Genomic DNA, 24,055 nt, shown 5'->3' on the forward strand with positions numbered 1-24,055 from the left:
CGCTCTGAATTGGTCAAATACTTAATACAATTGGTATTAGATCAGGTTTGCCCCACGTGATATCGAATGCCTGACCATCAGGAAGCTCATAGATTTGTACTGTTTGGTCTCTGTATTTTTTTGTTTCTCTAACACGCTGTTCTAAGATTAGAAAAAGTTGCTTGAAATCTGAGAGCCTTGTTATAACGATTTCTTAAAGCCTTGATGCACATTCCCAACAACTTCAAATCGATTTTGTTCAAACCCCATTGATGGAATATCAGTGTGCTCAGTTAACCATGGCCAAACTTCGTTGGTCTTACCGTTTTTTTGATGAGTTACATAGAAAAAAGATATAACTGGTTCAATACATTTAATGATATTAAAGATTGAATCTTTAAAGTACACCTTGTAGAACTCCGTTGCACCAATAGACTTTTGATGAATGATCTCATTTCGGTACTCTTCAAGGGTTACAAATTGCCCCCACCATTTTTGCTTTTCAACCGTTGTTGTTTCATATTCTTCTGGAAGTATATGTTTGATCTTTGTTTTTAGGCTAAGCCAGCGTTCAATAGCAGCTTTATCGTATGATTCGATGATACCTTTTGAGTTTTTCTTAGCTTGGTAAACATGATTTTTGGGGATACTAAGATTAGCAAAGGCTTCTAATGCTGTGTATGCAAAAACAATCGCAGATTGAATCTCTTCGATATAGTCATAAACATCTGTAGAAATAGTACTTATGGCCTCATTTTTGTTTCCAAAAAGTTTAGTTACATCTAGCTCATAGTCAGTACTTTTAAACTTACGATCAAAGATTTCTTTAGCCCGATTTGAAGCCTTTGAGCTGACACTCATCAGCATACCAATGTTGTTTGGTACAAAGTAGCTAATCTGGCGGGTGCGGTTAAGTTTTACGGTATCGATATCTTGAACCAACATTGAACCATTACCGTCTTTAGCATAGTGAAATGTTGGCTTGGTCATTCTCACATCAGAAACTTTGTAACCGTCAGGAGTCAATCCTACTACTATTGAACTTTTAGATTTGTTCTTATTCTTCATTTCCCCCCCTCTTATAATGCGCCGTTTACGGGCAAAAATGCCCCGTAATTTTCTTCCTATAACGGCCTGTTTGGCATGTGCTTATTACAAGGTAAGTTCTTCAATATTTGGTATAGAGCCGACCTCTATACACCTACGCAATAGACGCTCAAGTAATTTTGAAGACTCTGAAACCAGAAGATTTCGATCACCTTTAATTTTTGAACCATGGATAGCGGAAGAGCGACTTTTGTATAGTTTTTTAACATCAGATAAGAGAAGCTTTGCTTGCTCTTTATCGTTAGGTTCCAAGAATTTGGCAACATACAAGCTTAGTTTAAAAACCGTTTCACCTTGGATATCAAACAGCCCCTCAATACCTGACCACAACACCGCTAGTTGTGCCCTTGGGTTTGGATGCCATCTGTAACTTGAGCGAGCACTTACAGCATCACTGAATCTATCAACACCTAGAAGATGTCTAGCATTATGGAAATGCACATTTAGCCAGTCAATATCTTCAGCCCCTACTGGGTAATGAGAGTTTATACTTCCTCTCATATGGTGATTAGTTACAGCAAGACGACTATCGCTAGTGAGTAGTTCAGCAGGTGTATCACTTTGAAAATTTACTACAGCGTCACAGTCAAATAAAGCACTGAGAATAACCACGTCCCACTGAGCATTCCATGCCCTTGAAGCTAACTCTTTTCCTGTAGCACCCGATACTTTTACTTGAGCACCAACTCTACGAAGAAAAATAGCCATGATGCCCAAGTCAACTTCACTACCACTTTGTTCAATTATTAAGTCTGATGACGGATCACAGCAAGCAGGTAAAATTTCGACATTTTCACATAATTTAATTGTTTCGGTAACCGATAGACCACTTACATACAAGAAACTCTCTTGCTGCTCATTCGACACTGATACTTTCATTTGTCCTCCAAAATGTCTAACGCTACATAGACGGCTAGCTGCTGTTTATGTTCCTCACACAATGCCGCCATTAATTTATTACTTTAACTTATAATCAATAAGTTAGCGACAGTGTTGAGAGGTTGGATTGCTCAGTGCTGCATAATTTCTAGATGAACTTAATTCGGATTACATTTGTTAGGGCAAACGCACATTAATAGATAGTGAATGAGCTTTTACTCTAGCGAATAAAGGGGCAGTTCTGTGTTAGCAAAGCTAACTTGAAAATGGACATGAGTTAAATTCGCACAAATACAGTATGTTTAGCGTACTAACATGCAAAAATTTGTCAATGTATGGGTTATTAATCACTCAAGATACTGATATTAAAGAAAATGGCTTTTGTAATATAATTACAAAAGCCATTTTTATGTCATTGAATGGGTTAGATTTGTCAAACTATGGGTACATTATGTCAATGTATGGGTTCAGCGACATCTGTCGTTTCCATCTCAAAATGTTGAGCAGGACAATAGGAAAAGTTTGCACTATATTTAACGATTGCCTCGTTTCCCTGGTGGTTGAAAACAACTCTTGCACTAAAGTTTTTCTCACTGAACCGTTTATCTGTAAATGTGACTATTTGAGAGTCCGGGCTAGCGAAGTTATACGTTGCATCAATAGCGCTTAACTCGCAGTCATTTATCACTTGCTTTAACGTGACCCACCTCTGAAATTCCACATCAAAATAATTGTTGAATTTTCCTTCATTTAGTTCCTTAAATTCATTAAACGATATAATTACTTCTCTCGACATATCCATAAACTTGATGCTTGGGATACTAAAGGCTTTATCAAGAGATGCCCCTGCTAGTTTTGTTTCAAAGTAGCCTGTAACACTATCAGGGTAAGCCTCTAATGCCTCCCTAGCAGTATTACGCATAAGTATCTGTGTCTGCCTCAATAACGCTTCGTATTGCCCACTAAGGCCGATTGATTGCTTTAGAGTCAAATCCCACAATTCATTTAAAGTAACTTTAGACATATGTTTATCACTCTTGAATTAATATTTTGTTAATCGATACGCTATCGTTGAAGTTGAAATTAAAGTGAATTCATGAAATTGCTGGGCTGATCAATAAGTCCGGTGTCGTTTTCATTGGCAGCTGGTGGCGTGAAGCAGTCAGTGATATAGGTATCAATGAAATCCCCCAATGCAATGCATGAGTCAATGTCATCAATTTCAGAGGCGTGTTGATTGAGTTTTCTGATTATTGAGCGGTCAAAAATAGTGTCAGATACGAGGCTTTCTGACTCAGCTGTGTTCATTAAATCCCGAATCAGCTTGAGGTATCCAATATCTAACTTATTATCACTTCCATCGAAAGGCATTCTAGATTTAAGTATGATCTTCGTTAAAACGGCTTTAACCAATGAAAAGCTGTCTTCGTTCGTAAAATTACTGGCATCAGTGCAATAAAACTTTACAGCATTAGAAACGAAGTCTGCATTTGACAATGCTTTAACTGATTGGTCATTAATAATGTATGTTGGCGTGGTGGTTAAACCGTAATTGATACTACCCTCTATGCTATCTAGGAAAGCATTTATCAATTGCTTATCTTCATTTTTGGGGTTGATAAGAATTGCACGAGCACAAGCAAAAGCTTGGTAATTCACCTTAAAGATATCAATAGCTTCTGAGACACAATAGTCTCGCTTTTGAGTAGTCAACATCATTTTTAAATGGCGCAAGCTCACCGTCACTGAAGTCCGTAAAAGGTTGGTCTGTGCGGTCTGATAATGACCCGCCTGAAACACTCATCAAAGCTTGCTCGCTTAATGTCTTCCAAGACAGCGATACTCTTTTTGTGTTAAATGAAATATCCCCTTCCGCTAGTAGTAATTCCCCATTTATATGCGCTGAAAAGTCAGGATGCTGGATTGTAAAAACAGCTGTGAAGGATTTTAAATCCATATTGTTAAAGCCATCAATATTGATTATACAGTTGTCATTTATGGAGTTGAGCAGCAACCAACGGTTCAATGTTTCTAAGTTGAATGTTCTATTTACAAATGAGAGGTTTTCTATTCTGGATTGTCGTGCTATTTGCTTAATATCTTCTAAGTTAAGATAGGCTTGAGATTTTGCAAACCGTTCCATTGCAAGTCTGTTAAAAATAGCGCTATTGAGGAGTGGGCCAATTACTGATTCATGATCTTGTCTGAAGCGTAGTCTCATTTCAGCAATCATTAATGGTATCTCAGATTGCGTTAATAGCTGCAATCTGTCATTGATCGCATCTTCTATAGATTGGCCACCAGCCATGATTTCATCATACCTATTAGGCATAGGGTTAAATGAAAACATTGATTCGATACCATTGAAGTTATGCACCCTAACCGCCATATACTTATTCATTATCTGTTAAGTATATTTTGTTTCACCCTTTTAATCCACCAGCGCATTTTACTGATGCCTAGCGCAGCTAATAAATTAATAGTGCGTTCATTCCAACTTATGTTATCTATGTGTTAACTAGCCGATTTTAGCAGTTAATGAAGTGTCGGCAATAAACCCAGGGTACTTTTTTTCAGCTTTATCATTAGCATCCTGCCTACTTTTAGCTGATAAAACATCTTCCCTTTTGTCTTTGCCTTTAAAGAGGATTACATTAAATGTTGGCATACATGTTCCTATACTTAGTAATTATTTACAGCAGCTAATGTCACTCTCTAAATTATTCTACACGTCTAACGGAAAAAGCTTCAAATTCAAATGATGGTATCTGAACTTTCTCAACGCTTTGCTTACTATCACTTAGTGCAGCAATAAGCATTGCCTGATGACCGACATTCAAACCATCATGACCATAGCCACTAATCCTAGTTAACAGCCTAGCTTACATCTCACGTTGCTTACCTGAATAGGATTTAGTCTGTTTACGGACTTTTCCTGTGCCTATAAAGAGCGGTCAAGATTGTCATTCAATGTTGCAATATCCTCACGAAAACGGAATGTAAGCCCTTCTACTGCGATGTCAATTGTGTTGGCAAGTTCTATGCTGTTCCTGACTTCATCAATGTCTAAATCGTATTTAGCCAAACTGCGGGCAACAGTGCTGCTTGCTTCTGAATAAAGCGACTTAACATCGATGGCCATGGTTAGCGCGTAAAGGGCTATTGGATTGATCAGGTCATTACCTTTACTTAATGCCATCCTGTACATATGCTTTTTAAAGGTGTTTAGGTCATTTTCATTTGGTTTAAAGTCCGAATGCTCATACATGGCCGGTTGATAAACAGCTGACCCAAGAGTCTCAATTTTCTTAAATAGCTCAATCCAATTATCAACTGTTCCCGTATAGTCTGCATTGACGAACTCTAAATCAATTAGTTTGCAGCGTTCTGTTTGATATTTAGCAATGTAACTCCCAATTAAAGGGATCATAGGCGCAAAGTCATCAGCTTCATTTATAAAGCTGGCATTAAAATAGTTATTTAATAAATGCTTCATTGCGCCAAGTGTTTGGTAACCTCTAATTCGGTCCTCGATTGAGTTATGGTGAAACTCCCCCCTAGCTTGCGTAGTAATGTTTTGTTTAAAGCCAAAGCTATCAATAAAACCGCTACTAACACCAACAATAGGTGCCTTTATGTCCGTAGGTGGAAGAAGTTGTGAAAAGGAATTTTTTTGATGGTAAATTTTAGCCATTACAAATGACGAATCGAATTGTAGGGCGTTGTGCTCATCAGTCTCAGCATCGGCATTAAATTCAACCTCACAGCCTTGCCAGTTAAAGTGCAGAGAAAATGAATGTCCAGCAGAATCAATTTGTTTGTGAAGTTGAATTGTAGGTTGCTTACTCTCTATTTCGGAAAAACAAAAATACTTTACACATAAATCGGTAAAATCCTCGTAAGACATGAGCTTAGCGATACTTGAATCTTCAAAATTCTTCTGGTCGAGGTATAAGGAAATAGGTTCATTAGAATTTATATCATTCAACATTCGGAACTTACTTGCTGCAGACGGATTCTTAATATAATTGCGCTTAAAATCATCAGCAATACTTGAGGCAAAGGACATGAATTGAGGCACAAAAATTTCTACGTCTTGAAACTGTTCAGTAATAATGGCGTTACATTGGGCCAAAACGTCTGCATACCTTTCTAGCATCATAACTTGTGCCTTAATGGGTTACTCCATGAGCAACCAACTATGCGATATCGCAGGCCTAATTACCAGTGATAAAAGCGACTAAAGTCATACGTAATATTCTTATTCTAATGTCTTCAGCCACAATCAAAATATTGAAAGGTAAAATGTCAATTAGATTAAAATAGGAGTGAAAATAATTTTCTAATTTCATACGCTATCTTGCACGAAACAAGCTAAAGGATGTATTATTTATGCTGAAATGTGATTTTAATTGGGTGGAAATACATACCTTTGTATGCCTAATGTGAATAAAGTTACAAATGAGACAGCTGATATGAATATGTTAGAAGAGGCCATTGCAGTTAGACGCTATCGGCTTATAGCCTATTTAGACAGAAATATAGACAAAGGCTGGACCGATAAGAATATTACCCCACTATTACAGAGTTTACCCGCTGAACTGCAGATGGATAACGCTGTAAATTGGAGGACTATTTGCCGCTGGCGACAGCAATATTTGGAATCAAATGGCTCCTTATCTTCACTGATACCATCAAAAGGTACAGGCTTTAAAACCGCTAGGACTACAGATGATGAAGCGTTACTATTGCCAATGTTAAATCGTATGCTTAAGTTGAACCCGGTGAAAGTATCAGTCCATTATAGAGAATACGCGGAGGAAGTGGACGCATACAACAGTTTGGTTCTTGAGGCATCCCGCGTGATAAGCAAGCTTACCTATAAGTCTTTTAAAACCCGTTATGTAAAATTAAAAGAGCTTAACAACGCTTGATATAACTCTTTCCTACTACAAGAAAGCCAATATTCGGTCCTTATTCCAAACCAATACAGCTATCAGCCCTATGAGTGTTATCAAGCCAATTTGATAGCATCGCGATAACCTTTCCTTAAGTTCTAGATAAAAATATTGTGTAAAATGACATAGTAGACATAACGCTAACAGGGTCAGAATGCTTTTATCTTGGTCGATGATTGATTGGCATATAACAAAAGATGAAGCGCCTATGGTTAAGCTGTAACAAAGCAATGCAAATTTATCTATGGCCTTGGCAACCTGGTTTTCCAAATTTGCAGGAAACAGTAAATGGAAAACTCTGGCGATAACAAACCCGAACACACCCATACACAGAGTATAAACGCTGGCATTCATATCAATTAATAGCGAAGCAATTTTTCGTATGTCGGAGTTACCCAAATAATACATGAGAAGCATAATAACCACCCAGAATGGTATTGCTTCTAATTGACTCCAGTTTGAAATTGATTTTTTTAACACAATTTTAAATAACAATTTTACTGAATCAATCACATCAAAATATCTTTCTGGGATTACTCTAGTGTTAGTTCTGACCTTATCTGCGAATGCGCTTTGCTGCATACCGGTAATGGTTTTATTTTGAAAAGTAACACTATCGCCTTTTTCGTCTATTTCTTTGAGTATCAATGAATAATTTTCATTATTCCAGTAAATAGCAGGGAGTTTTGCATTTAGAAGTAATGCTGGTGGCTTTGTAATCGATTTATCCTGACCCGCTGAACCGTTATTTTTTAGGTTTGTTTTTTTTCTCTTTCCGCTGAGATGCACTTCCCAAATAAAGCTATTCACTTGGCAATTCCTCTTGGCTCATCTCAAGGTTTAGCTCATTAAGCACATTAACAAACTTTGAAAGCTCTACTTTAGTAAAACTGAGATCCCTTAAATTTAGAACCAGGTTTTGTTTGTCTTTGTCGAAATAATACTCAAAAATAGTGTTTTCACTGATTACGCTGGCTTCTTTCAGCTTTCCCTTTCTTAAATGCAAAATATACATAACACTCACCATTAATAATGATGACAAAATTATTACTAATGAAATCATGAGAAACCCTTACACTGACTGTCAGTAAATATAATTAATTAATGAATCGTAAAATATTGTAGCACACAATGTAGGTGTTGTAATATCATAGTGTAAAAAGTAAAAATTCATATTGGACGAAGTTTATAGCTGAATTTATGCTCACAACAACCACCAGCGGCAAAATGAGGTGACTGTGTATGTTATATGAACCAGGATCTATGATTTTTCATGGCTCTAGACATGATTTTGATGAATTTGACCTTAAGTTTGCCTCGTATGGTGAGGGGACTGATGATGTGTCGGGCCTTTATTTTACAGAACAGTTTCAAGGTGCTCGATACCATATTAACCGATGCCGCGGTTCCAATAAGGGCGTTATTTATGGGTGCCAATTATCAAACTCAGCAATAGTGGCCACAAGAGGAATACCGATAGATTTACAAGGTGACGCTGTAATTCAAGCCTTTCAACAATTAAGTTTGGTTTACTCTGCCCATTCTTGTGATAGAGATTGGTATAATTTAATGGAGTTTGCCATGCTTAGGTATGCTCCAGGCGCCGATGCTTTAGTACGCCAGAGTCAAAGAGATAGGGCAATCAATCAATTGCTGTATACAGTAGGCATATCTGCCATTTTTGATTATGAGTTGAATTTTAGCGATGCAGCGTACCATGGTAAAACAATGCTTGTGATCAACCCCAAGAATTTGTTAATAACAGAAAAGGTCTTTATTTAAACATAGTTCAAACTAGCTTCGAAGGATAAATCAAACAGTAAGTGTTTAGATAGCTAGAACTATGGGCGAAGTCTGTTCATCAACCTAATCTGCATGATGAAAGCTTGTTTTGCTTCCTCGGATTGCATATTTACAGACACAAAACCGTCTGAACTTATTCTTAACTTTTTCTTATTATTAATTAATAGATTCTCAAGGTCGTGCCCTTTGTTTATTACTGAGTTCAGTTTTCTCATCATGTTAAGTCCATAGCTATAGCCACTTATCGTTTGTATTGCCTCGCCCATCTAACACCTCTGGATAATCCAATCCCTATGCGGATCTAAATGATCTTTTAACTTCGGAATATTTTAGTCTCAACTTAGGCATAGTTAGATTCAACCCAATGGTTTTGCCTATATCTTTGGCTTTTTTAAAGATAAAATCCTCCCCCCACGGATGCATCGAGAGATATTGCCCAATATTTTGATTTGAAATATACAAACTATCAATAGACAAGCCTTCAAATCTCTTTCCATAGGTACAGGTAACTCGACCACCAGCTAAGCTTTTCCCGAAAAATAAAGGGGCGTGATAATGGTTTGGATTATTGGGCATAGAAATCGCTATATCAGTAATCAAGCCTTCAGACTCAACCCACGAGTGATCAGTAACGACACCTGATTCAAGCTGTATCTCACCAATACATAACTCACTAGTGATATCTAGTTCATTAAATAATATAAACAGCACAACCGATGAATCATGGCAGGCACCATTATATTTAGCTTTATACATCCAATCCCATAATGCAGTAAATGCTTTTCTACTTTTGAACTCAATGGGATCAGAAATCAAAATTTTCGAGAGTGTATTTTTCCAAATAGAAATCATATCAAATCCCTTTCGGCCTAAGCCTTAATCATATCAACCAAATCAGTTAATTTTGGCATCATTAAATGAATACCCATATGCAACTGAAGTTATAGTAACTACCTATTTTAATTCCAAATCCTTAGAATAAAATTTTGACATAGCTTTTTCCAACTCTACAAGTTTCCAGCATTGAAACTGCCAAATCTAACGTATAAAGAGCCCCCAATAGGCCGACTAACACCTTGCGTTAATTGAGCCATCTCCCACTCTAATTTAGTTTGTCTACTGTTTTTTAATAGACATTGAAAACTTGATTAAACAACCGTTGGGACTAGTTAAATTCATTGGAGAAGATAAAGGTAAATCTTTTTCTGAGAATTCTACTTGGCCACACGCTACCGAATTGAGGTATACAACCAGAAGGTCTTCAGTGGTTATATACACAACCGAGTTACCACTTAACATTGATTTCCCTTCTTTCACGTAAGAACTGGTAGTCATTACGGCGTCGTACTTTGTTTTAACCTCAACCCCATTAACAGAGAAAACGGTGTTCCCCTTGGATGGCTTAAGTAAACCTCCATTATCGTCAGTAATGACAAACTCATTGAGAGAGGCGAATTTTTGGGAGACTGTGTAGTTATATAGGTATGAAGGCAAATTTTCTGCCAATACTGAGCCTGAAAATACCATGCAGGCAGTAATCAAAAATATTTGTTTCACTTAACATATCCTTAGCAGAGAGTGTTTATTATGCTTATTGTTGCACATCTTAATCGTGCTGTATATTGCCTTTTAAACACAGTCTACTTCCACAAAAGCGGTCTCTGTACCAGATAGAACAATTGGAGGAAGGTTGACAGAAATAACTCATCTAATGAGACTCCTGAGATAGAACTTACTGAGCAATACTTGCGTCAGCTCTGGATTCAAAGGAGTTCACAATGTCTGAATACCCTCTTTAACCAATGCACTATAGGAAAAGTATTTGATAAGTAAATAAAAAACCAAAAAAAAAGCCCTGATTCGAGTCAGGGCTTTTGATATCAATATTAGAGTATTGATATTCCATTTACAAGGTCTTGCATAGGCATTTACTTATAAAGGTACTTGAAAAGTAAATAAACTATAAGCCCAAAAACTTATGCTGTCAACTGTGTAAATTAGTGGAGCTGTGAAGTGCGCTAGCATGGGTTATACAGGATATTTATTGACGCTTATATCATGTTAGACCTCTATATAACCCTACACCTAGGCTTCAACTGTGCTCTGGTTATTAACGCTTAATTGTAAGTCTGGTTGATATTAGCTAGCCAAAATATCAACTGAAAGCCATTCCGATTGCCCTAATGCCGATATTACATTTTGCTTATTATCTTTGATGGCTTTTCGAAAGATCGAAGAGTTCTCGTCAGCCGGGTTAAACGCATCTTCGATTTCAAATATATTTACCACCTTCACATCAATGTCAGTGTCTTCTGTTGATGAGTAAACAAAATCCTCACAACTTATCACGATCTGTTCAAAACAAAGCTCTAGCACTTTACTTACGAGCATTGGCGATAAGGGAGCAGGACTGTCATCACCAGGTATAAAGTCATTGAATCGGACTAGTTCCGATAATGCCGCAATGATTGATGAAATTTCATCAACTGAAAACAGAGTAACGATGTAATAGCTACTGTTTAACTGGTCATGAGTATGTGTGATTTGTATAAGCGACCCACCTGATTGCTCACCTCTTATTCTGAATCCAATCTTTTCAATTTGGCCGTATTTGTTTGGGGCATCAGCATTAACACTGCCCTTTTCTGAGCCATTGTCATCACCAAATTCAGCAGCATATGCCAATGAGCCAAAAGTCGGTTTTTCATTATGGAACAGTTCTGGCCATTTACTAATGGGAGCATACACACGCTCTAAATCATCTTGAGATATCATAATCTTATTCATTGATTGTGGCTTAGTTCGCCAAAGCTTTACATCTGAATTGTTAACTACATATGTGACACTAGTCTTGTCATCAATCATTATAAGAGGGTTGTCACCACCGACCCATTTTAATGACCCATTGAATGATTTCGAAAAGGATTGGGCATCACCCTCATTATCAAAGCGTCCATACCTTACATCGATTTGCCATTCAGGTTGCTCTTGGTAAATATGGACGCCAAACCAAGAGTTCCAATATTTATTTAAGTAGGTGATTGCTTTATCCCATGGCATATCGAGCCCATGCTGAACAGCTAAAGCATTTAACGCATCGGTATTGGTTAGATAGGCACTTTTAATTTTTTTGGCTTCTTGCTTCACTTTATGAACAGTTCTGCCGGATGGAAACCGCAGTAGGTCTTTTGACATGATGTACCTCATTAACAAGTAATACCGTTACCGACTCACAGAATTTACTTAATGAAATACAGGATTGAGGTTGGTGTAAATTTGCCAGATGATGCGTTGTGATCTTCGCCAAAGGTCGGCTAACGAGCGCTCTGTAACACTGGCACTAATACTACAGACATCGATCATGAATTCAACCATTATTGATTGAGTCGTTGAGGCCAGTGCTACCTGAGTTGTGAATACAGGTACATCAATGTAAGACTATCTAATGGCACTCGTTTGAGTATGATACTTAACGTCATCATTACTAATGAGACTGAATAGTCGGAGCAACCTCATATAAACTATTAGTCAAAAGACAACATTCCCATCTGGTGTATAACATCAAGGGCTTGTAGCTGGTGGATGATCTCTTCGACTCAAGCCGTTATTGTGATAGACGCTCTTTTTGCTTTAGCTTTTGGCTTCATCGTCTACCCTTACCCTTGCCGTAGTTCGAACCCGCCCCCGCGTATTCTTTTAAAATAATTTTATAAGAAAAAATGGATAGATAAGGGCCACAGGGCTCTTAAATTAATTCTAATTTATTGAAACCAATTTAAAGTAACTTTAGTTTTTAATTGGTATGTTGATGTTAATTTAATCGTTTAAATTAATTCTGTTTATATTTAAACGATTAAATTATCACACTTAAATTAAGTACCTGGTTTAAATGAATAATAAAATTATATAGGTAGAATCGAATTCAAAACCAAGATTTAATCTAAAACCCAAGCGCTTAAATTAACAGCAAAACAATTATTTTAAGAGCAAGACAATACCCTTCTCTTCATTACCTCTTATTAGGTCCATTTTGCGCCCGAGAACACAGCCATCATGATGCATTTGATGTCAGGAAGAAAAAGCTGTTAAAAACGTCAGCAACGAAGAGATCAGCTATTCGGTTACCATTGTGCCTTAGTCATACTCTAGTTTGGAATGTTGTCTTTTAATTTCCTTTATATGTCATGGTCTCATGTACCTGAGTCGGAACACATCCTCAGCCATGGTCTTAATTGACTCCCCCCATATGGGAATGTTGTCTTCTCTTTGTCAAAAAACCTACTATCATGCTTTATCTATTTCGGGACCGTGAAATTGAGTTTGGCCAAACCTTGAAGGTTTATCGAAACCTCAATAACTCAATATTCAGTGTTGTGGCCACAACCGGTATATTCAAAAACAATTCTGTCGCTCATGCCGATTCCATATGCCTTAATTATGTGACATTCAAGATCAGTGAGCCCTCTCGCTTAAGAGCTTGCAAAGAAAAGGTCCGTTATGTCCATGCGTGGGCGGCTGGTACCATAGAGAATGACAGTATTCCCGATGTAAAACTGGCAGCTATTTCCTATAACCCATTCCACAACAGCTCTTTTATCAAGACTCACTTCAAACTCTCCACTCAACCACCCTACTCGTGCTTGTAAAGGGTAAAGCGTTTGCTGCTTAGGCTTTACAATGCCCACCGGCAAAACTGCAGTTGGTATCGCTATTATATTGAATCGGATTAATGGCTGATTATTGAATTAAAACGTGTACCGGTTTAAATGATCTAAGAACTTATTAAGATAGGGGTTTGATAGCGTCAAAGGCCTCTGGCAAGAGGCCTTATCTTTGATGGATACTGGACAAGTGGATAGGACTTCTCAGGCCTTGATTGTAAAAGACCTACACATGAAACTATACAATTAGCAGCTTGTTATTTACGGGAAAAACTGCGCCTTTAATGGTGAAGTTCTCATGCACTGCATGAACGGCTATCCCTGGGGCTGGATGCGAAAGCACTGCTGAAAGCCCACTCGCGTCTTTCTTCATTTTTAAGTAGATGTCGCCCTGTTGAAGTACATAATAATTTGATACGTCACCCTCGTCCAACTGACCATCGACCACTAGTTTTAATGGCATACTTCCAGTCGATACAGTTCCTATACCCAACGACATCGTTATAAAACCGATGTTCTTTAATTTTTCTTTTATGCTTTCAGTTTCCGGATAAAATGAACGGCCTATTGGGGCAATTGTTGTATTTATATTTGAGGTATTATCTTTTAAATCCGCAACTACCGAAGACTGAAATATTAAGCACATATCAAACCCACATCGTTCATAATCATCTGCAATATCCTGTATAAATGATTTGATTCTGTTGATGTCGGTTGTTTCTCCCAGCCTTATCACCAATTGCTTGATGGAATTTGCGTCAACAGGATCTTTCAACATTTTGTCATTAGCAGACTTTATCTTGCTTTCTATATTTCGCTGCTCATTCCTATGTTGTTTTGATAGCACAGTTACGGTACCTGAGCCGTTCACTAAAAGGCTGCTATCGTATCCGTAAAGCGGAACAAAGCTAACCATACAACCATATATTGGGTAGAAATGGCCATAGCTTTTGATACTGGAAGCTATAAAAATGCAGATATCTAAAGTCATCTTTCGAGTTAGTGAAATCTCACATACTAATCGTAATGAACCTGACATTTGGTAATGTTGAAGGAGGTTTTGAAACATCTTATTAATGATCTTACTTTCTTCAATAAAAGCTCTTTCATGTACTGATATGTCAAAATTCTTAATCGATACTTTATACTTATAACCAGACTTGCTCTCAATTGTATAATCATAAGTCTCATAAGATTTGGTGCAAGGGGTAATGATGCCGTCCTCTGAGGATAAAGAGCCTATAGTAATAATCTCCGTGATAAGTCCATGAGAGGTCCATGAGAGGTCTCCTTGTTTTTCTTTATCTCTATAGCTGTAGACTGAAGCCATGTAAAACAATTAGGTAGCAATCTATTTATCGACTTTCCAAATGAATATAATTCCGCTGAAGATAGGTAGTCATTTCTAGCCCATAATATTTGAAGCCTGTGGCCATCGGATCTATTTAGCCAATCTGAGGAAAATAAATCTTGCACCGCTTTAAATGTAGTGAATACTGCTGTTTTGTCGTCATTTACGCAAAGATGATCTAATGACCTATTCAAATAGTTATTCATATACTTCTCTTTTAAAGTTCCATTTTCTACGAGCTAAATTAGAATAGTTTTAGTAATAGCTATGGCCAACTTTCCATTGTTAAGGATTAACTCATCGTATTCCACTCAATCAATACTGTGTCTGCACACTTTATTGTTCAGGCATTAAAGTTGGACCTATTATGCTTTGATATTGTATTTTGTTTTTATCTTGTCAATCTGACCATTTTTATGCAGCCTTTCTATCGCTTCATTTATGTCACTGATTGTCTGTTTCGATGTTTCACTTTTTTTTATGGCAATATATTTTTTTGACACTGCCAAAGGCATTGGTAATACACTAAACTGATCCATGCTGAGACCAGCTGCCAACACATTCATTTCCACTGCCTGCAAACCTGGATTGAATATACCTACATCGGCTCTGCCAGCTAATAAAAATTTTAACCGGGTTTGTGGAGAGCGATTGAAAACCACATTTAAAGCGCCATCCTCTAGATATTTAACAAACTGATTACTGGGCGCAGTCCCTTGTTGCATTACAATGATGCGGCCTTTAAGGTCATCTATCGAATTAAAATAAAACTCTTTTCCTTTTGCCGTGACTAGTAACACTGATTCGGTCCACAACTCTGCAGAGTAATCAAATATCATTTCTCGTTCAGCAGTTTTATAGATACCAAAAATCATACCAGTCCCTTTTTTCCCTCTATAATAGGCTCTAGCCCATGGTACAAAGTTGATCCTACTAGGTATTCCCGCTTCAAATAATATGGCTTTTGTTAACTCGTAGCCAAGCCCTTGCATCCTGCCATTTTCAAGGTAAGTTATTGGCGGCAAATCCCCATTGCCATAAACATCCATGACTTCTTCTTTGGCTAAACAACAGAAAGAGATTAAATATGATGCAATGACTAGTATTATAATTCCAATTCTATTCATATTTAATTGACCCCTTATATAATCTGGTTGTTTATAATTTGTTACTTTCAGTATTAAAATGCTGAAGTTGATCTAGTGTCAACAAATCCGACATTAGGAGCTTTACAGAAGATGAACTGCTATCTGTGGTAGGTATTATCTTTACAAACGGTTTGACCCCTGCAACCCCACGCCCTTCAAGCACCATTAAGTTGAACGGATAATCATCACTAAGTTCAAATTTCCCATCATTTGCCATGGTTGAAACATGAACTAAATTGGAGGTTAAAATGCTCAATTTATAGTTTTCAACAGTATCATCTACTAATTTTATCAATAATGAAGCAAGTAACCCAGACAATTCGCTTTCTGAAGGCTGCATTACTTGGGCAACTTCTTTGTCAAATGACAGCAACGCTTTTTCAAACCTTTTTTTATCTACTTCTGCACTTTTAAATCTTCTGGCAATATTTATCAATTCTGGATGATCATTAAAATAGCCATCTCGGTTACGTTTTAACTTACCGCCTAACTTACGGTTTATTATGTATTTATTCAGTGCCATCTGGATATTTGCAATTTGATTTGGTCCTAATTTGTCTACCTGTTTTTTAATTGTTTGAGCCCTTAAATCCAACGAAGCACAGTATGACTTACCACCTATATAGACGGGTTCTGAATATATAACATCTGTGTCTGATGGATTTGCTTTGGCTGACGCATAACAGGATTTTACTTTCCCAAAGCGTTTTTCAGGATATGATTTAGTCTTGTAAAACCGATTATCACCGATAATTGTCGCTAGAGCATTTTTAGCGTCAGACTTGTAGCCGATTTCATTTAAAGAATTAATTGCTTTTCTTTTTGCCGCATCAAAGTCTGCCGTTAAACCGGCAGCTTTATCACTTAGGTCTGCTCGTTCTTGAACACTTCTGCGGTATCCTTCCGCAATTCTTGTGTATGTGGGTAGGTATTCAGCTAGTCTTTTTTTAGCTGCAAATCTGTTCACTTCTGCGGCACTTAATTGTCTTTGATAATGCTCTTTCAACTTGGCTTTAACTCTATCCTCGTTGAAATCTTTAGCATCAACTATTATCTTAGAAAAGTTTTTACCTTTCATTAACACAATTGCTTTTGATAGCTGGATTTCTGAATTACTTTCTTTTTTGATTGCATTTAAAGCTGACTCGAAATCCCCCACTGCCTTAGACCACTTGCTAACTCTGGCGGGATCTAATTCATAAACCTCTGCGGTATAAATACCACTGATAGACTTTAATGATAATGGTTCTAATCTACCTTCACTGGTGGCTTGGGCCGCTGAAATAGTGATTACCATCAAGAAAAATATATTGGCCACTTTATGTATTAATGACATGGCTGATTTCCTATTTATTAATTTAAAGTTACTTACCATAGGTTTGACTGTTTACAACTCTGCTCAACTATCAAGTTGTGGTTACCTTGTATTTTAGTTATACGCTTAGCTCTTAAGCATTCGTTAGCTGTTACAGGGAACTGCTTACTCCATGCACCCATCAATTGAGTTTGTGATTTACTCATATTGAACTTTGTATAGCTTTCATCCATGTAAATGTATGTTCTAGCGATCTCACCTCTTGCTGACTCAGGAGGCTGAACCTTTCGATTTTCAATTCTAAAGTCACAAGTACCAAAACTCGACGGCGTAGTTGGCAACATCTCGAAATTGTAATTTTTCCTAGCGGCATTTACTGAACCTATTGAAGCTTTCAAATTAAACATATCAGCAGCCATATAACGGTATTCCTGATTCATTTTCTCTGCACAATTTCGGCCTTTAAATGATTTACCTTTGCTATCTACACACTCTTTATGACCACTTCGCCACTCAGGGAACGCTTGCCCTAGGTTCTGTGCCGGGACCACGTGCTCGAATTCGACTTTTTTACGGTTCGCGTACTTTGTTACCTTGATACCAGGCTGCAAAGTTATGTTCTTTCTTTGGTCAAATTTCGATCCACAATAAAAAGTATAGGGCGCGTCAATATACACCTTCATCAATATCTTTTTTGATTTACTGAATGACTCATTTTGGATATTCCCACTAGCATAAACACTTGAAGTGAATGACAGCGCAATGGCAATAAGTGCAATAGTTAACTTTTTCATATTTACCTTTTGGATACATAATAAGTGTATTGAGTATTGACAATAGCAGGCTTTAAGCCTACTATCAAGCCTAAGTTATTCGACTATCGTTAAGAGGCCTTATGAGTTACTTCACACACATTCCCGTTGCATCATACGTCTGTAATAAAACTTGTCGCAATACTGGCAGTTACAAACTAATGCGCTACTTGACCAGACCGCAAGCAAATGGCCGCCGTGTTATGCCTGACACACAAATGCTATCTTACTTATCATATAGCGAAGATGTATCAAATGAGCTTGCAATTGAGCGTCTTAAGCGCATGTCGTTGAATAGCAAAACGGATACAATTCATGTTTATGATAATCATGTATTCAACGCTGAAGACATCAAACTTTCGTTTGGTAAGTATAAAGGGTTATTACTCGAAGAAGTATACCTTTCAGACCCCTCTTACGTGCGCTGGCTAGCATCTACAATTAAACCTACATCATTCATAAACCGATGCATCCAATTGCAATGTCAAAAATGGTCAGCATCAGACCGTGTTGACCCAATCATTTGTTCTCGAAATACAATGCCCACCATTAACATATAAAAAAACAGCCACTAGTTTATTAGTGGCTGTTAGGTTTATTTCCCTAAAAGTGGTCGTCTACTTCGCTTTTATCAAAAGGCATTCTATTACTGTACTCGTCACTTTTGGCATTAAAATCTTTCTGTGATTCATCAGCTTCGGATTGTTCGGCAACATCTTCACTCCGGCAGGTCATTGCCATTTCATCCTCAACAGATAAGGTTGAATTAACAACTTCACTCACATCTTTCTGCTCTAAATGATCGTTATTTTTATTCATAGTTAACCACCTTTTGTAAGACTTCATTTTGTTGTTCAAATCGTTGTCCAAGTGTATTTATCACTTCAACCTCACCTTTCAATACAGCAATAATAATTTTTTCTTTTCTAAATCGTTCTTCAAAAATGGGTCGTCCAACCTCTGACAATGGTTGGTCAATCAGCACCTTGCTTTTTAAAACAAATAAATCGTCATCAGAGTAAAACAATACTGTAACTGTCATCCATTTTTTTGATGTTATGAATTCTGCTGATGTCATACTTTGCTCCCTTCACTGGTACCAATCAAATCACTCTTACTCAAACCATGTTCTAACAACAGGTTTATCAGTTCATTTCGATTTCGTGCAAAAAGAAATGTTATTGGGCAAAACCCTTTACTGCTTTTAGTAACAATGATTTTCCAATCAGGGCAATATTTTATTAACATCAAGATGACCGATTCATGCAAAATCGCGGAACTAAACGCAATTCGGACCAAAAGATTCTGATAATTTTTCAAAGTGTTATTTTGTTGGCACGATTCTAAAATTAAACGAATCGAATCATTGTCACCATTAAACCAACCTATAAGGCTAACTATTGAATCTTCGTCACATTCATCAAGTTTTGTTAAATCACTTAATGAGTAATCATCAATTGCTTCATTGAATTTTTCGTCTGCGTTTTCAGGCAGGCTGGCACTAAAAGCTAGGAGCATCGCATCAATTGATTCGCTCATTTATTTAAATCCAACTGTGGGTCTGAACCTTCTCGTTTCTCCAAGCTGACAACGTTCTATCATTCGGATATACGCACTATTGAGACCCGCCATGTTTGCAACATCTTTTGCAATAAATTCATTTTCATTATTAATGGTTATAGTTATCGCTCGATCACTTGATAAATAAACACTTTCAATAAAATCATCGATATATTTTGTTTGTGTATTTACAACGCTATAGAGAGAGGCCCAAGGTCGGGAAGTTTGAATTAACCGTCCTTCAATGAAGTGCTCACCAGACTCGCCAAACATCAACCTTGAAGTAATGTCATCTCTAGTTAGCGTTCTAACATCGGAGAAGACAGCTACATTAGTTACTCTACAACCTGGGCCTACGACATCATTACTGGCCACCAGCGCCACATTAAAACCATTATTTAGTTCGGTGTAAGCCCAATACTCATTTTCTGGCTCTAAGTATGCAACCTTCCAGTTGTCAAACACTTCCAGCTCAGTTCTGTTTGGCATTGCGTTTGCTGTGGCAACAAACCCCAAAAGCGCTAGTGACGCAGTTTTTAAAAGATTCAATGTAATCACCAATGTGGAAATTCAGTTTATTCAATTAAGATACTCGATTACTTATCATGTATACAACAAGTATATTGCATGATAGCATATTTTTATTTCTTTACCAGATAGTTTAAGCTTGATTGGAACAAATCAGAGGTTTCTCATGCATATACCCAACACCTTCACTTCAGAAAAAACCTACTCACAATGTATTGAGTTCAACTTAGCCACACTTAAGGGTCTTGTTGAGCAACTAAATGGGCATTTAGACAACTTAAAAATCAAATCAAGCAGGGTGTATCAAATTGAAGAGGCTTTGTTAGAAAATCAGAATAATGCAAAGCTGACTAATGCCCCGCAAGAGGCAATTAAAGTTACATATTTCGATGATTTTATAGCTTATACAGAAGCTAAAAAGTCATATCTCGATTTTTACAACCATCCCGGCACCACATCAAAGAACACCTATAGGGCAGCTGGTTTCATCCAGATTTCAATTAAAGATAATATTGATGACAACCTCACAGTTCTGATTAACCTATGCAGTCAAGTAAATACACAGAAGAAGGTAATTGCGGATCTGTTCAAAGCAGTTGTAACGTTAGATGATGACCTTTTTTTTGACAGGGAAAAATTTTTTATTACTTACTTTCCCCACCTAATCAAACTTCAAGTTACGAGACAAATTAGACTCATTAATGAGGGCAGCATCAGTAGCATCGATTTTCATTGGTCATCAAAAACCCTATCTGACAAAACCAACGTTACTGACATGATGCAAAAAATTGATCGTATGACGGAAAGGTTAAATAAATCTGCAGATTTTTCGGCTAACATCGATTTAAAGGTTAAGTCCCTTGGCATGACTTATAAACTTCTATCTATGTTACCTGCCAATGTCGAACTGAGGCTTAGGCGCCCAATACCACCTCAACCATCAGTTAATATTAGGCGGGCTAATGACAAACCAATTAACTTCACATGCCCAATCCCTTTTATTCTGATCAGTGATGAGATTGAGGTAACAGGCCTTAAAGAATTTATGCCAAAATCATACAAAATAAATTCTAAATATGCTGTTATCGATTCTAGTTTAAATCTTTATAAGCTAGATTGTGAGTAAGGTAAATCCTGATTTGATTTATCAACAATAAAAGTATGAATTACATTTATTGCTAAAGGCTGCTGATAGGATGTTCATTCTCCCAACCAATGATCTAACCGTTTGGAGTAATTATATTGAGAGAATCAATACCTACCTGCGATATTATTGTTCATTCCGCATTGTGTTTGGAGCCAATTTAAAGCTTTTGAAATATGCCATCAATAGATCTTTTATAATCATCTAACTGTAAGTTAAGCGCTGCAAAGGATCTATACATCTCTTGATCTTTAACCAAAACAGCCTTATCTATTAAGGCCAATGTGCGCTCTTCGGCTTTCATCATTTCATTTATCCTGGCGATTCTGTCATCAAGCCCATAATTATCATTAAGTCGCAACATACTTCCCCTTAAAGTAACTTTAAAATGCTGATTTACGATAGTTCGTCAAATCATCGGGCAGGTTATGGTTAACAGCCATACTTTTACTCATTGTGTTTGCGTTAACTTGCATCGCATCATGGTTCGAGTTAAGCGATTCAAGTCTCTCAGCTAACGTTACCGGTCTACCTTTGACCTCTTGCTGATTAACAACATCTGCCAATTTTTCCTGTTCCTGATTTGAATAATCAGGAACATTTACATCTTCTGATGTTAACTTTTGGTCAAGGAGCGTTTCCATCTCCGCTACTGCATCATTAATCAATGAAAGAGTGGTAATGGATTTACTATTTTTTTGGATACATTCTAATTTGTAGTGAACCATCAATGAATTTAGGCTTTTTTGCACATCTTGTAGTCTAGATACCCTTCTGTGATGAGCTAGCCAAAGCTTTAATAAATTTGCGTGTTCTAGGGGCATAGTGATAATCCAGGTGTTTTTTTGTACTTGCTGTAATATACTCTATTGCAACCTGATAAGTAAAGTGAGATGAGAAATGCAGCAGATACTTAGTGCGCGAAATATTTTAAATAAATGCTTTAACATCAAGGATATCAACGTAGCCCAAAGGACTGTTTTAGATGGTACCGGTTCATTTTCTCAGTTTATAATTTCAGGCCCAAAAAATCAGAATATTGAACGACTTGTACTAGCTCAGTTAGCAAGCAAAGTTACGCAGGCTTTAATTATTATAAATTCGATTGACGAAATGATGCATATTTGCAAACAGTTTGCTGTGGTAGGCGTGTTTACTACCTATATTCACGGTCAATTGAGTACAGATGAAGTGAAGCAACGGGTAGATGGCTTTAGAGCAAAAGACTTCCGTTTTTTATTCATCACACCAGATCAAGCATCCAAAGACAGTGTTTTAATGTCTATTATGGATTTAGACAATAAAATTACCGTTGTTATTGTCAACGCTGAGAAATTTGCTAAAGACCACCTTCATTACTCCCCAGTTTATGATCTTCTTTATCTGCAGCTTAACTCTGTTCAGTCTGAATTAACTAAAACAAGAAAAGTGTCGTTTGTATTCAATAGGGTGTACATCGGTTATGCGTTATCAAAAAAGCAAATTACTGCTATCGTACAAAAGCAACGCATTCATAATGTTGAACACTTTATATTCAACTACTCCCCTGGGATAGTTCTTGAGTCCATTTGCGTTAAAAACACATCTGCTATTTTACGAGAGTGCGCAAATGTATGCGCCAACACGCGGAAAAAGTGCATCGTTATCGTAAAAGACAAAAAGCAATCAGAGCTATTCTTCAATGAAATGAATAAGCAAAACAAAACTATAAATGTGTTTGACTATCCAGAAAATAATGGCATAGAAGCAATAAAGCAATTCGATAAATTGAAAACAGGTATATTCATTTCTAACAAGCATTCTCATATTACAGAGACTAATGCAGACACAGTAATCATTTGCCAACTACCTTTGTCAGTCACTCATTTATGTACGCTTCTTGGAGCCACCAGCAATCTAGATAACGTCATTAACTCATGTCATATCATTTACCCGGAGTTTACCGCATTCAACCAAGCGACTTATGAACTAAACAGCAAATTCCCGACTATAGAAGATCATCAAGAAATCATCGATTACCTAAAAAAATTAGACCATACCAAGTTTGACAAAAATCTCGTGTTTAAAATGTCTAACGAAATTCCAATGGTGGCCAAAACGGTATTTAGGGCATTAGAAAATTTGGCCAGTATGCTATTCCTTAGTAAACAAGTCTTTTTCAAAAAAGGGTTCCAGGCTAATTTTGAAGTTCTAAATTTAAACAGAACTCTACCACCTGAAATTGACTCTATTAATGTTGAAGTTTCAAAGCAACTTACAGAACTAGTCGAGATGTTATCTACTCATGGTTGCAAAACCGACTTATTGAATAAGCATATTGGTGTAGTTTCAGAAGCAAAATGTGGAAAATGTTCAGTTTGCCATCACATCAAGGCAGGAGGCCACTGGAATAATCGAATTCCATCCATGATCAATTCGCCTATCAATAGTGAAGGTACACATAATATTACCAATGAAAGAAGCCATGAAATGTATCGCAATCCATACCAGTCATTGAGCCTTTCTAAATCCACAACAACATACGAGCCAGCTGAATTAAATGATGCTCCCATATTCAATAATCAAAGGGTTGATTTAGGTAACCCACTCGAATCTAAGCTTTCCTTAATACGAACCAAGGTAGCGGAAAGATTAAAAATTCCTGAACTAACCGTATTCAGCAACAAGACAATGCATGAATTAATAGAAAAAAAACCCAAAACGATTAGGGATCTTAACTCAATTAAAGAGTTTTATGGTTCGCAGCGAGGTCAGATTTTTGGTAATGAAATAGTGATGGTTTTTAGAGATAAACTATGAAACATGACAGC

At 37.0% G+C, this 24,055-nt stretch carries 26 protein-coding genes; 4 read left to right on the forward strand and 22 right to left on the reverse strand.

Going from position 1 to position 24,055, the window contains the following annotated elements:
• Nucleotides 1-180 precede the first annotated feature (180 nt).
• The 7 genes from HNW13_RS17875 to HNW13_RS17905 all read right to left on the reverse strand — a co-directional run bounded on the left by HNW13_RS17875 (nucleotide 181) and on the right by HNW13_RS17905 (nucleotide 6,127).
• Entirely contained in the window at nucleotides 181-1,047 is an 867-nt protein-coding gene (locus HNW13_RS17875; protein WP_192114601.1) for a hypothetical protein, read from the reverse strand.
• A gap of 84 nt (nucleotides 1,048-1,131) precedes the next feature.
• Nucleotides 1,132-1,965, reverse strand: a complete 834-nt coding sequence (locus HNW13_RS17880) for a HEPN domain-containing protein (protein WP_192114600.1) — start codon at nucleotides 1,963-1,965, stop codon at nucleotides 1,132-1,134.
• A gap of 454 nt (nucleotides 1,966-2,419) precedes the next feature.
• Nucleotides 2,420-2,989, reverse strand: coding sequence for a hypothetical protein (locus HNW13_RS17885; RefSeq protein WP_192114599.1), 570 nt, complete (start codon nucleotides 2,987-2,989; stop codon nucleotides 2,420-2,422).
• 59 nt (nucleotides 2,990-3,048) lie between these two features.
• Nucleotides 3,049-3,699, reverse strand: a complete 651-nt coding sequence (locus HNW13_RS17890; protein ID WP_208062925.1) for a hypothetical protein — start codon at nucleotides 3,697-3,699, stop codon at nucleotides 3,049-3,051.
• Nucleotides 3,635-4,273: a hypothetical protein gene (locus HNW13_RS17895; protein ID WP_208062926.1), complete on the reverse strand. Its 639-nt coding sequence runs from the start codon at nucleotides 4,271-4,273 to the stop codon at nucleotides 3,635-3,637. The genes HNW13_RS17890 and HNW13_RS17895 overlap by 65 nt, the downstream gene beginning before the upstream one ends.
• Nucleotides 4,274-4,483: 210 nt before the next feature.
• On the reverse strand, nucleotides 4,484-4,633 hold the full coding sequence (locus HNW13_RS17900; protein ID WP_192114596.1) for a hypothetical protein: 150 nt from the start codon (nucleotides 4,631-4,633) through the stop codon (nucleotides 4,484-4,486).
• A gap of 273 nt (nucleotides 4,634-4,906) precedes the next feature.
• Complete coding sequence (locus HNW13_RS17905; protein WP_192114595.1) at nucleotides 4,907-6,127, reverse strand: hypothetical protein; 1,221 nt, start codon at nucleotides 6,125-6,127, stop codon at nucleotides 4,907-4,909.
• 274 nt (nucleotides 6,128-6,401) lie between these two features.
• On the opposite strand from HNW13_RS17905, the gene HNW13_RS17910 reads away from it, so the two are divergent.
• Nucleotides 6,402-6,899: a hypothetical protein gene (locus tag HNW13_RS17910; RefSeq protein ID WP_208062927.1), complete on the forward strand. Its 498-nt coding sequence runs from the start codon at nucleotides 6,402-6,404 to the stop codon at nucleotides 6,897-6,899.
• A 15-nt stretch (nucleotides 6,900-6,914) separates the two neighbouring features.
• Here the strand turns inward: HNW13_RS17910 and HNW13_RS17915 are convergent, their stop codons facing one another.
• Complete coding sequence (locus tag HNW13_RS17915; protein ID WP_192114593.1) at nucleotides 6,915-7,733, reverse strand: hypothetical protein; 819 nt, start codon at nucleotides 7,731-7,733, stop codon at nucleotides 6,915-6,917.
• Nucleotides 7,726-7,986 carry a hypothetical protein gene (locus HNW13_RS17920; RefSeq protein ID WP_192114592.1) on the reverse strand — a complete coding sequence of 87 codons (261 nt, stop codon included), beginning with the start codon at nucleotides 7,984-7,986 and terminating at the stop codon, nucleotides 7,726-7,728. The genes HNW13_RS17915 and HNW13_RS17920 overlap by 8 nt, the downstream gene beginning before the upstream one ends.
• Before the next feature lie 179 nt (nucleotides 7,987-8,165).
• On the opposite strand from HNW13_RS17920, the gene HNW13_RS17925 reads away from it, so the two are divergent.
• The gene (locus HNW13_RS17925) at nucleotides 8,166-8,705 is read left to right on the forward strand and encodes a hypothetical protein (protein WP_192114591.1); all 540 of its coding nucleotides are present in this window, start codon (nucleotides 8,166-8,168) and stop codon (nucleotides 8,703-8,705) included.
• 312 nt (nucleotides 8,706-9,017) lie between these two features.
• On the opposite strand, the gene HNW13_RS17930 is transcribed toward HNW13_RS17925, so the two are convergent.
• From HNW13_RS17930 to HNW13_RS17980, 11 genes are all read right to left on the reverse strand, one after another.
• Complete coding sequence (locus tag HNW13_RS17930; RefSeq protein ID WP_192114590.1) at nucleotides 9,018-9,578, reverse strand: hypothetical protein; 561 nt, start codon at nucleotides 9,576-9,578, stop codon at nucleotides 9,018-9,020.
• Nucleotides 9,579-9,842: 264 nt separating this feature from the next.
• On the reverse strand, nucleotides 9,843-10,283 hold the full coding sequence (locus HNW13_RS17935) for a hypothetical protein (RefSeq protein ID WP_192114589.1): 441 nt from the start codon (nucleotides 10,281-10,283) through the stop codon (nucleotides 9,843-9,845).
• A gap of 582 nt (nucleotides 10,284-10,865) precedes the next feature.
• Complete coding sequence (locus HNW13_RS17940; RefSeq protein WP_192114588.1) at nucleotides 10,866-11,921, reverse strand: hypothetical protein; 1,056 nt, start codon at nucleotides 11,919-11,921, stop codon at nucleotides 10,866-10,868.
• Between the two features lie 1,704 nt (nucleotides 11,922-13,625).
• Nucleotides 13,626-14,717, reverse strand: coding sequence for a hypothetical protein (locus HNW13_RS17945; RefSeq protein WP_192114587.1), 1,092 nt, complete (start codon nucleotides 14,715-14,717; stop codon nucleotides 13,626-13,628).
• Between the two features lie 386 nt (nucleotides 14,718-15,103).
• Entirely contained in the window at nucleotides 15,104-15,865 is a 762-nt protein-coding gene (locus HNW13_RS17950; RefSeq protein WP_192114586.1) for a transporter substrate-binding domain-containing protein, read from the reverse strand.
• Between the two features lie 31 nt (nucleotides 15,866-15,896).
• Entirely contained in the window at nucleotides 15,897-17,222 is a 1,326-nt protein-coding gene (locus HNW13_RS17955) for a hypothetical protein (RefSeq protein ID WP_192114585.1), read from the reverse strand.
• Nucleotides 17,223-17,254: 32 nt separating this feature from the next.
• On the reverse strand, nucleotides 17,255-17,995 hold the full coding sequence (locus tag HNW13_RS17960) for an endonuclease (protein WP_192114584.1): 741 nt from the start codon (nucleotides 17,993-17,995) through the stop codon (nucleotides 17,255-17,257).
• 621 nt (nucleotides 17,996-18,616) lie between these two features.
• The gene (locus HNW13_RS17965) at nucleotides 18,617-18,832 is read right to left on the reverse strand and encodes a hypothetical protein (protein WP_192114583.1); all 216 of its coding nucleotides are present in this window, start codon (nucleotides 18,830-18,832) and stop codon (nucleotides 18,617-18,619) included.
• Complete coding sequence (locus HNW13_RS17970) at nucleotides 18,825-19,091, reverse strand: DUF2375 family protein (RefSeq protein ID WP_192114582.1); 267 nt, start codon at nucleotides 19,089-19,091, stop codon at nucleotides 18,825-18,827. The genes HNW13_RS17965 and HNW13_RS17970 overlap by 8 nt, the downstream gene beginning before the upstream one ends.
• Nucleotides 19,088-19,552 carry a hypothetical protein gene (locus HNW13_RS17975; RefSeq protein ID WP_192114581.1) on the reverse strand — a complete coding sequence of 155 codons (465 nt, stop codon included), beginning with the start codon at nucleotides 19,550-19,552 and terminating at the stop codon, nucleotides 19,088-19,090. The genes HNW13_RS17970 and HNW13_RS17975 overlap by 4 nt, the downstream gene beginning before the upstream one ends.
• Nucleotides 19,553-20,122: a hypothetical protein gene (locus HNW13_RS17980; RefSeq protein WP_192114580.1), complete on the reverse strand. Its 570-nt coding sequence runs from the start codon at nucleotides 20,120-20,122 to the stop codon at nucleotides 19,553-19,555.
• A gap of 145 nt (nucleotides 20,123-20,267) precedes the next feature.
• Here HNW13_RS17980 and HNW13_RS17985 point away from each other — a divergent pair, with 145 nt between their 5' ends.
• Nucleotides 20,268-21,227, forward strand: a complete 960-nt coding sequence (locus HNW13_RS17985) for a DNA replication terminus site-binding protein (RefSeq protein WP_192114579.1) — start codon at nucleotides 20,268-20,270, stop codon at nucleotides 21,225-21,227.
• A 178-nt stretch (nucleotides 21,228-21,405) separates the two neighbouring features.
• On the opposite strand, the gene HNW13_RS17990 is transcribed toward HNW13_RS17985, so the two are convergent.
• Nucleotides 21,406-21,609: a hypothetical protein gene (locus HNW13_RS17990; RefSeq protein WP_192114578.1), complete on the reverse strand. Its 204-nt coding sequence runs from the start codon at nucleotides 21,607-21,609 to the stop codon at nucleotides 21,406-21,408.
• Between the two features lie 19 nt (nucleotides 21,610-21,628).
• Nucleotides 21,629-22,069: a hypothetical protein gene (locus HNW13_RS17995; protein ID WP_192114577.1), complete on the reverse strand. Its 441-nt coding sequence runs from the start codon at nucleotides 22,067-22,069 to the stop codon at nucleotides 21,629-21,631.
• Between the two features lie 76 nt (nucleotides 22,070-22,145).
• Between HNW13_RS17995 and HNW13_RS18000 the strand changes: the two genes are divergently transcribed.
• Complete coding sequence (locus tag HNW13_RS18000; RefSeq protein ID WP_192114576.1) at nucleotides 22,146-24,044, forward strand: HRDC domain-containing protein; 1,899 nt, start codon at nucleotides 22,146-22,148, stop codon at nucleotides 24,042-24,044.
• The last annotated feature ends 11 nt before the right edge of the window (nucleotides 24,045-24,055 follow it).

Origin of the sequence: Shewanella sp. BF02_Schw, assembly GCF_014596695.2 — a bacterium.
Taxonomy (GTDB): Bacteria; Pseudomonadota; Gammaproteobacteria; order Enterobacterales; family Shewanellaceae; genus Shewanella.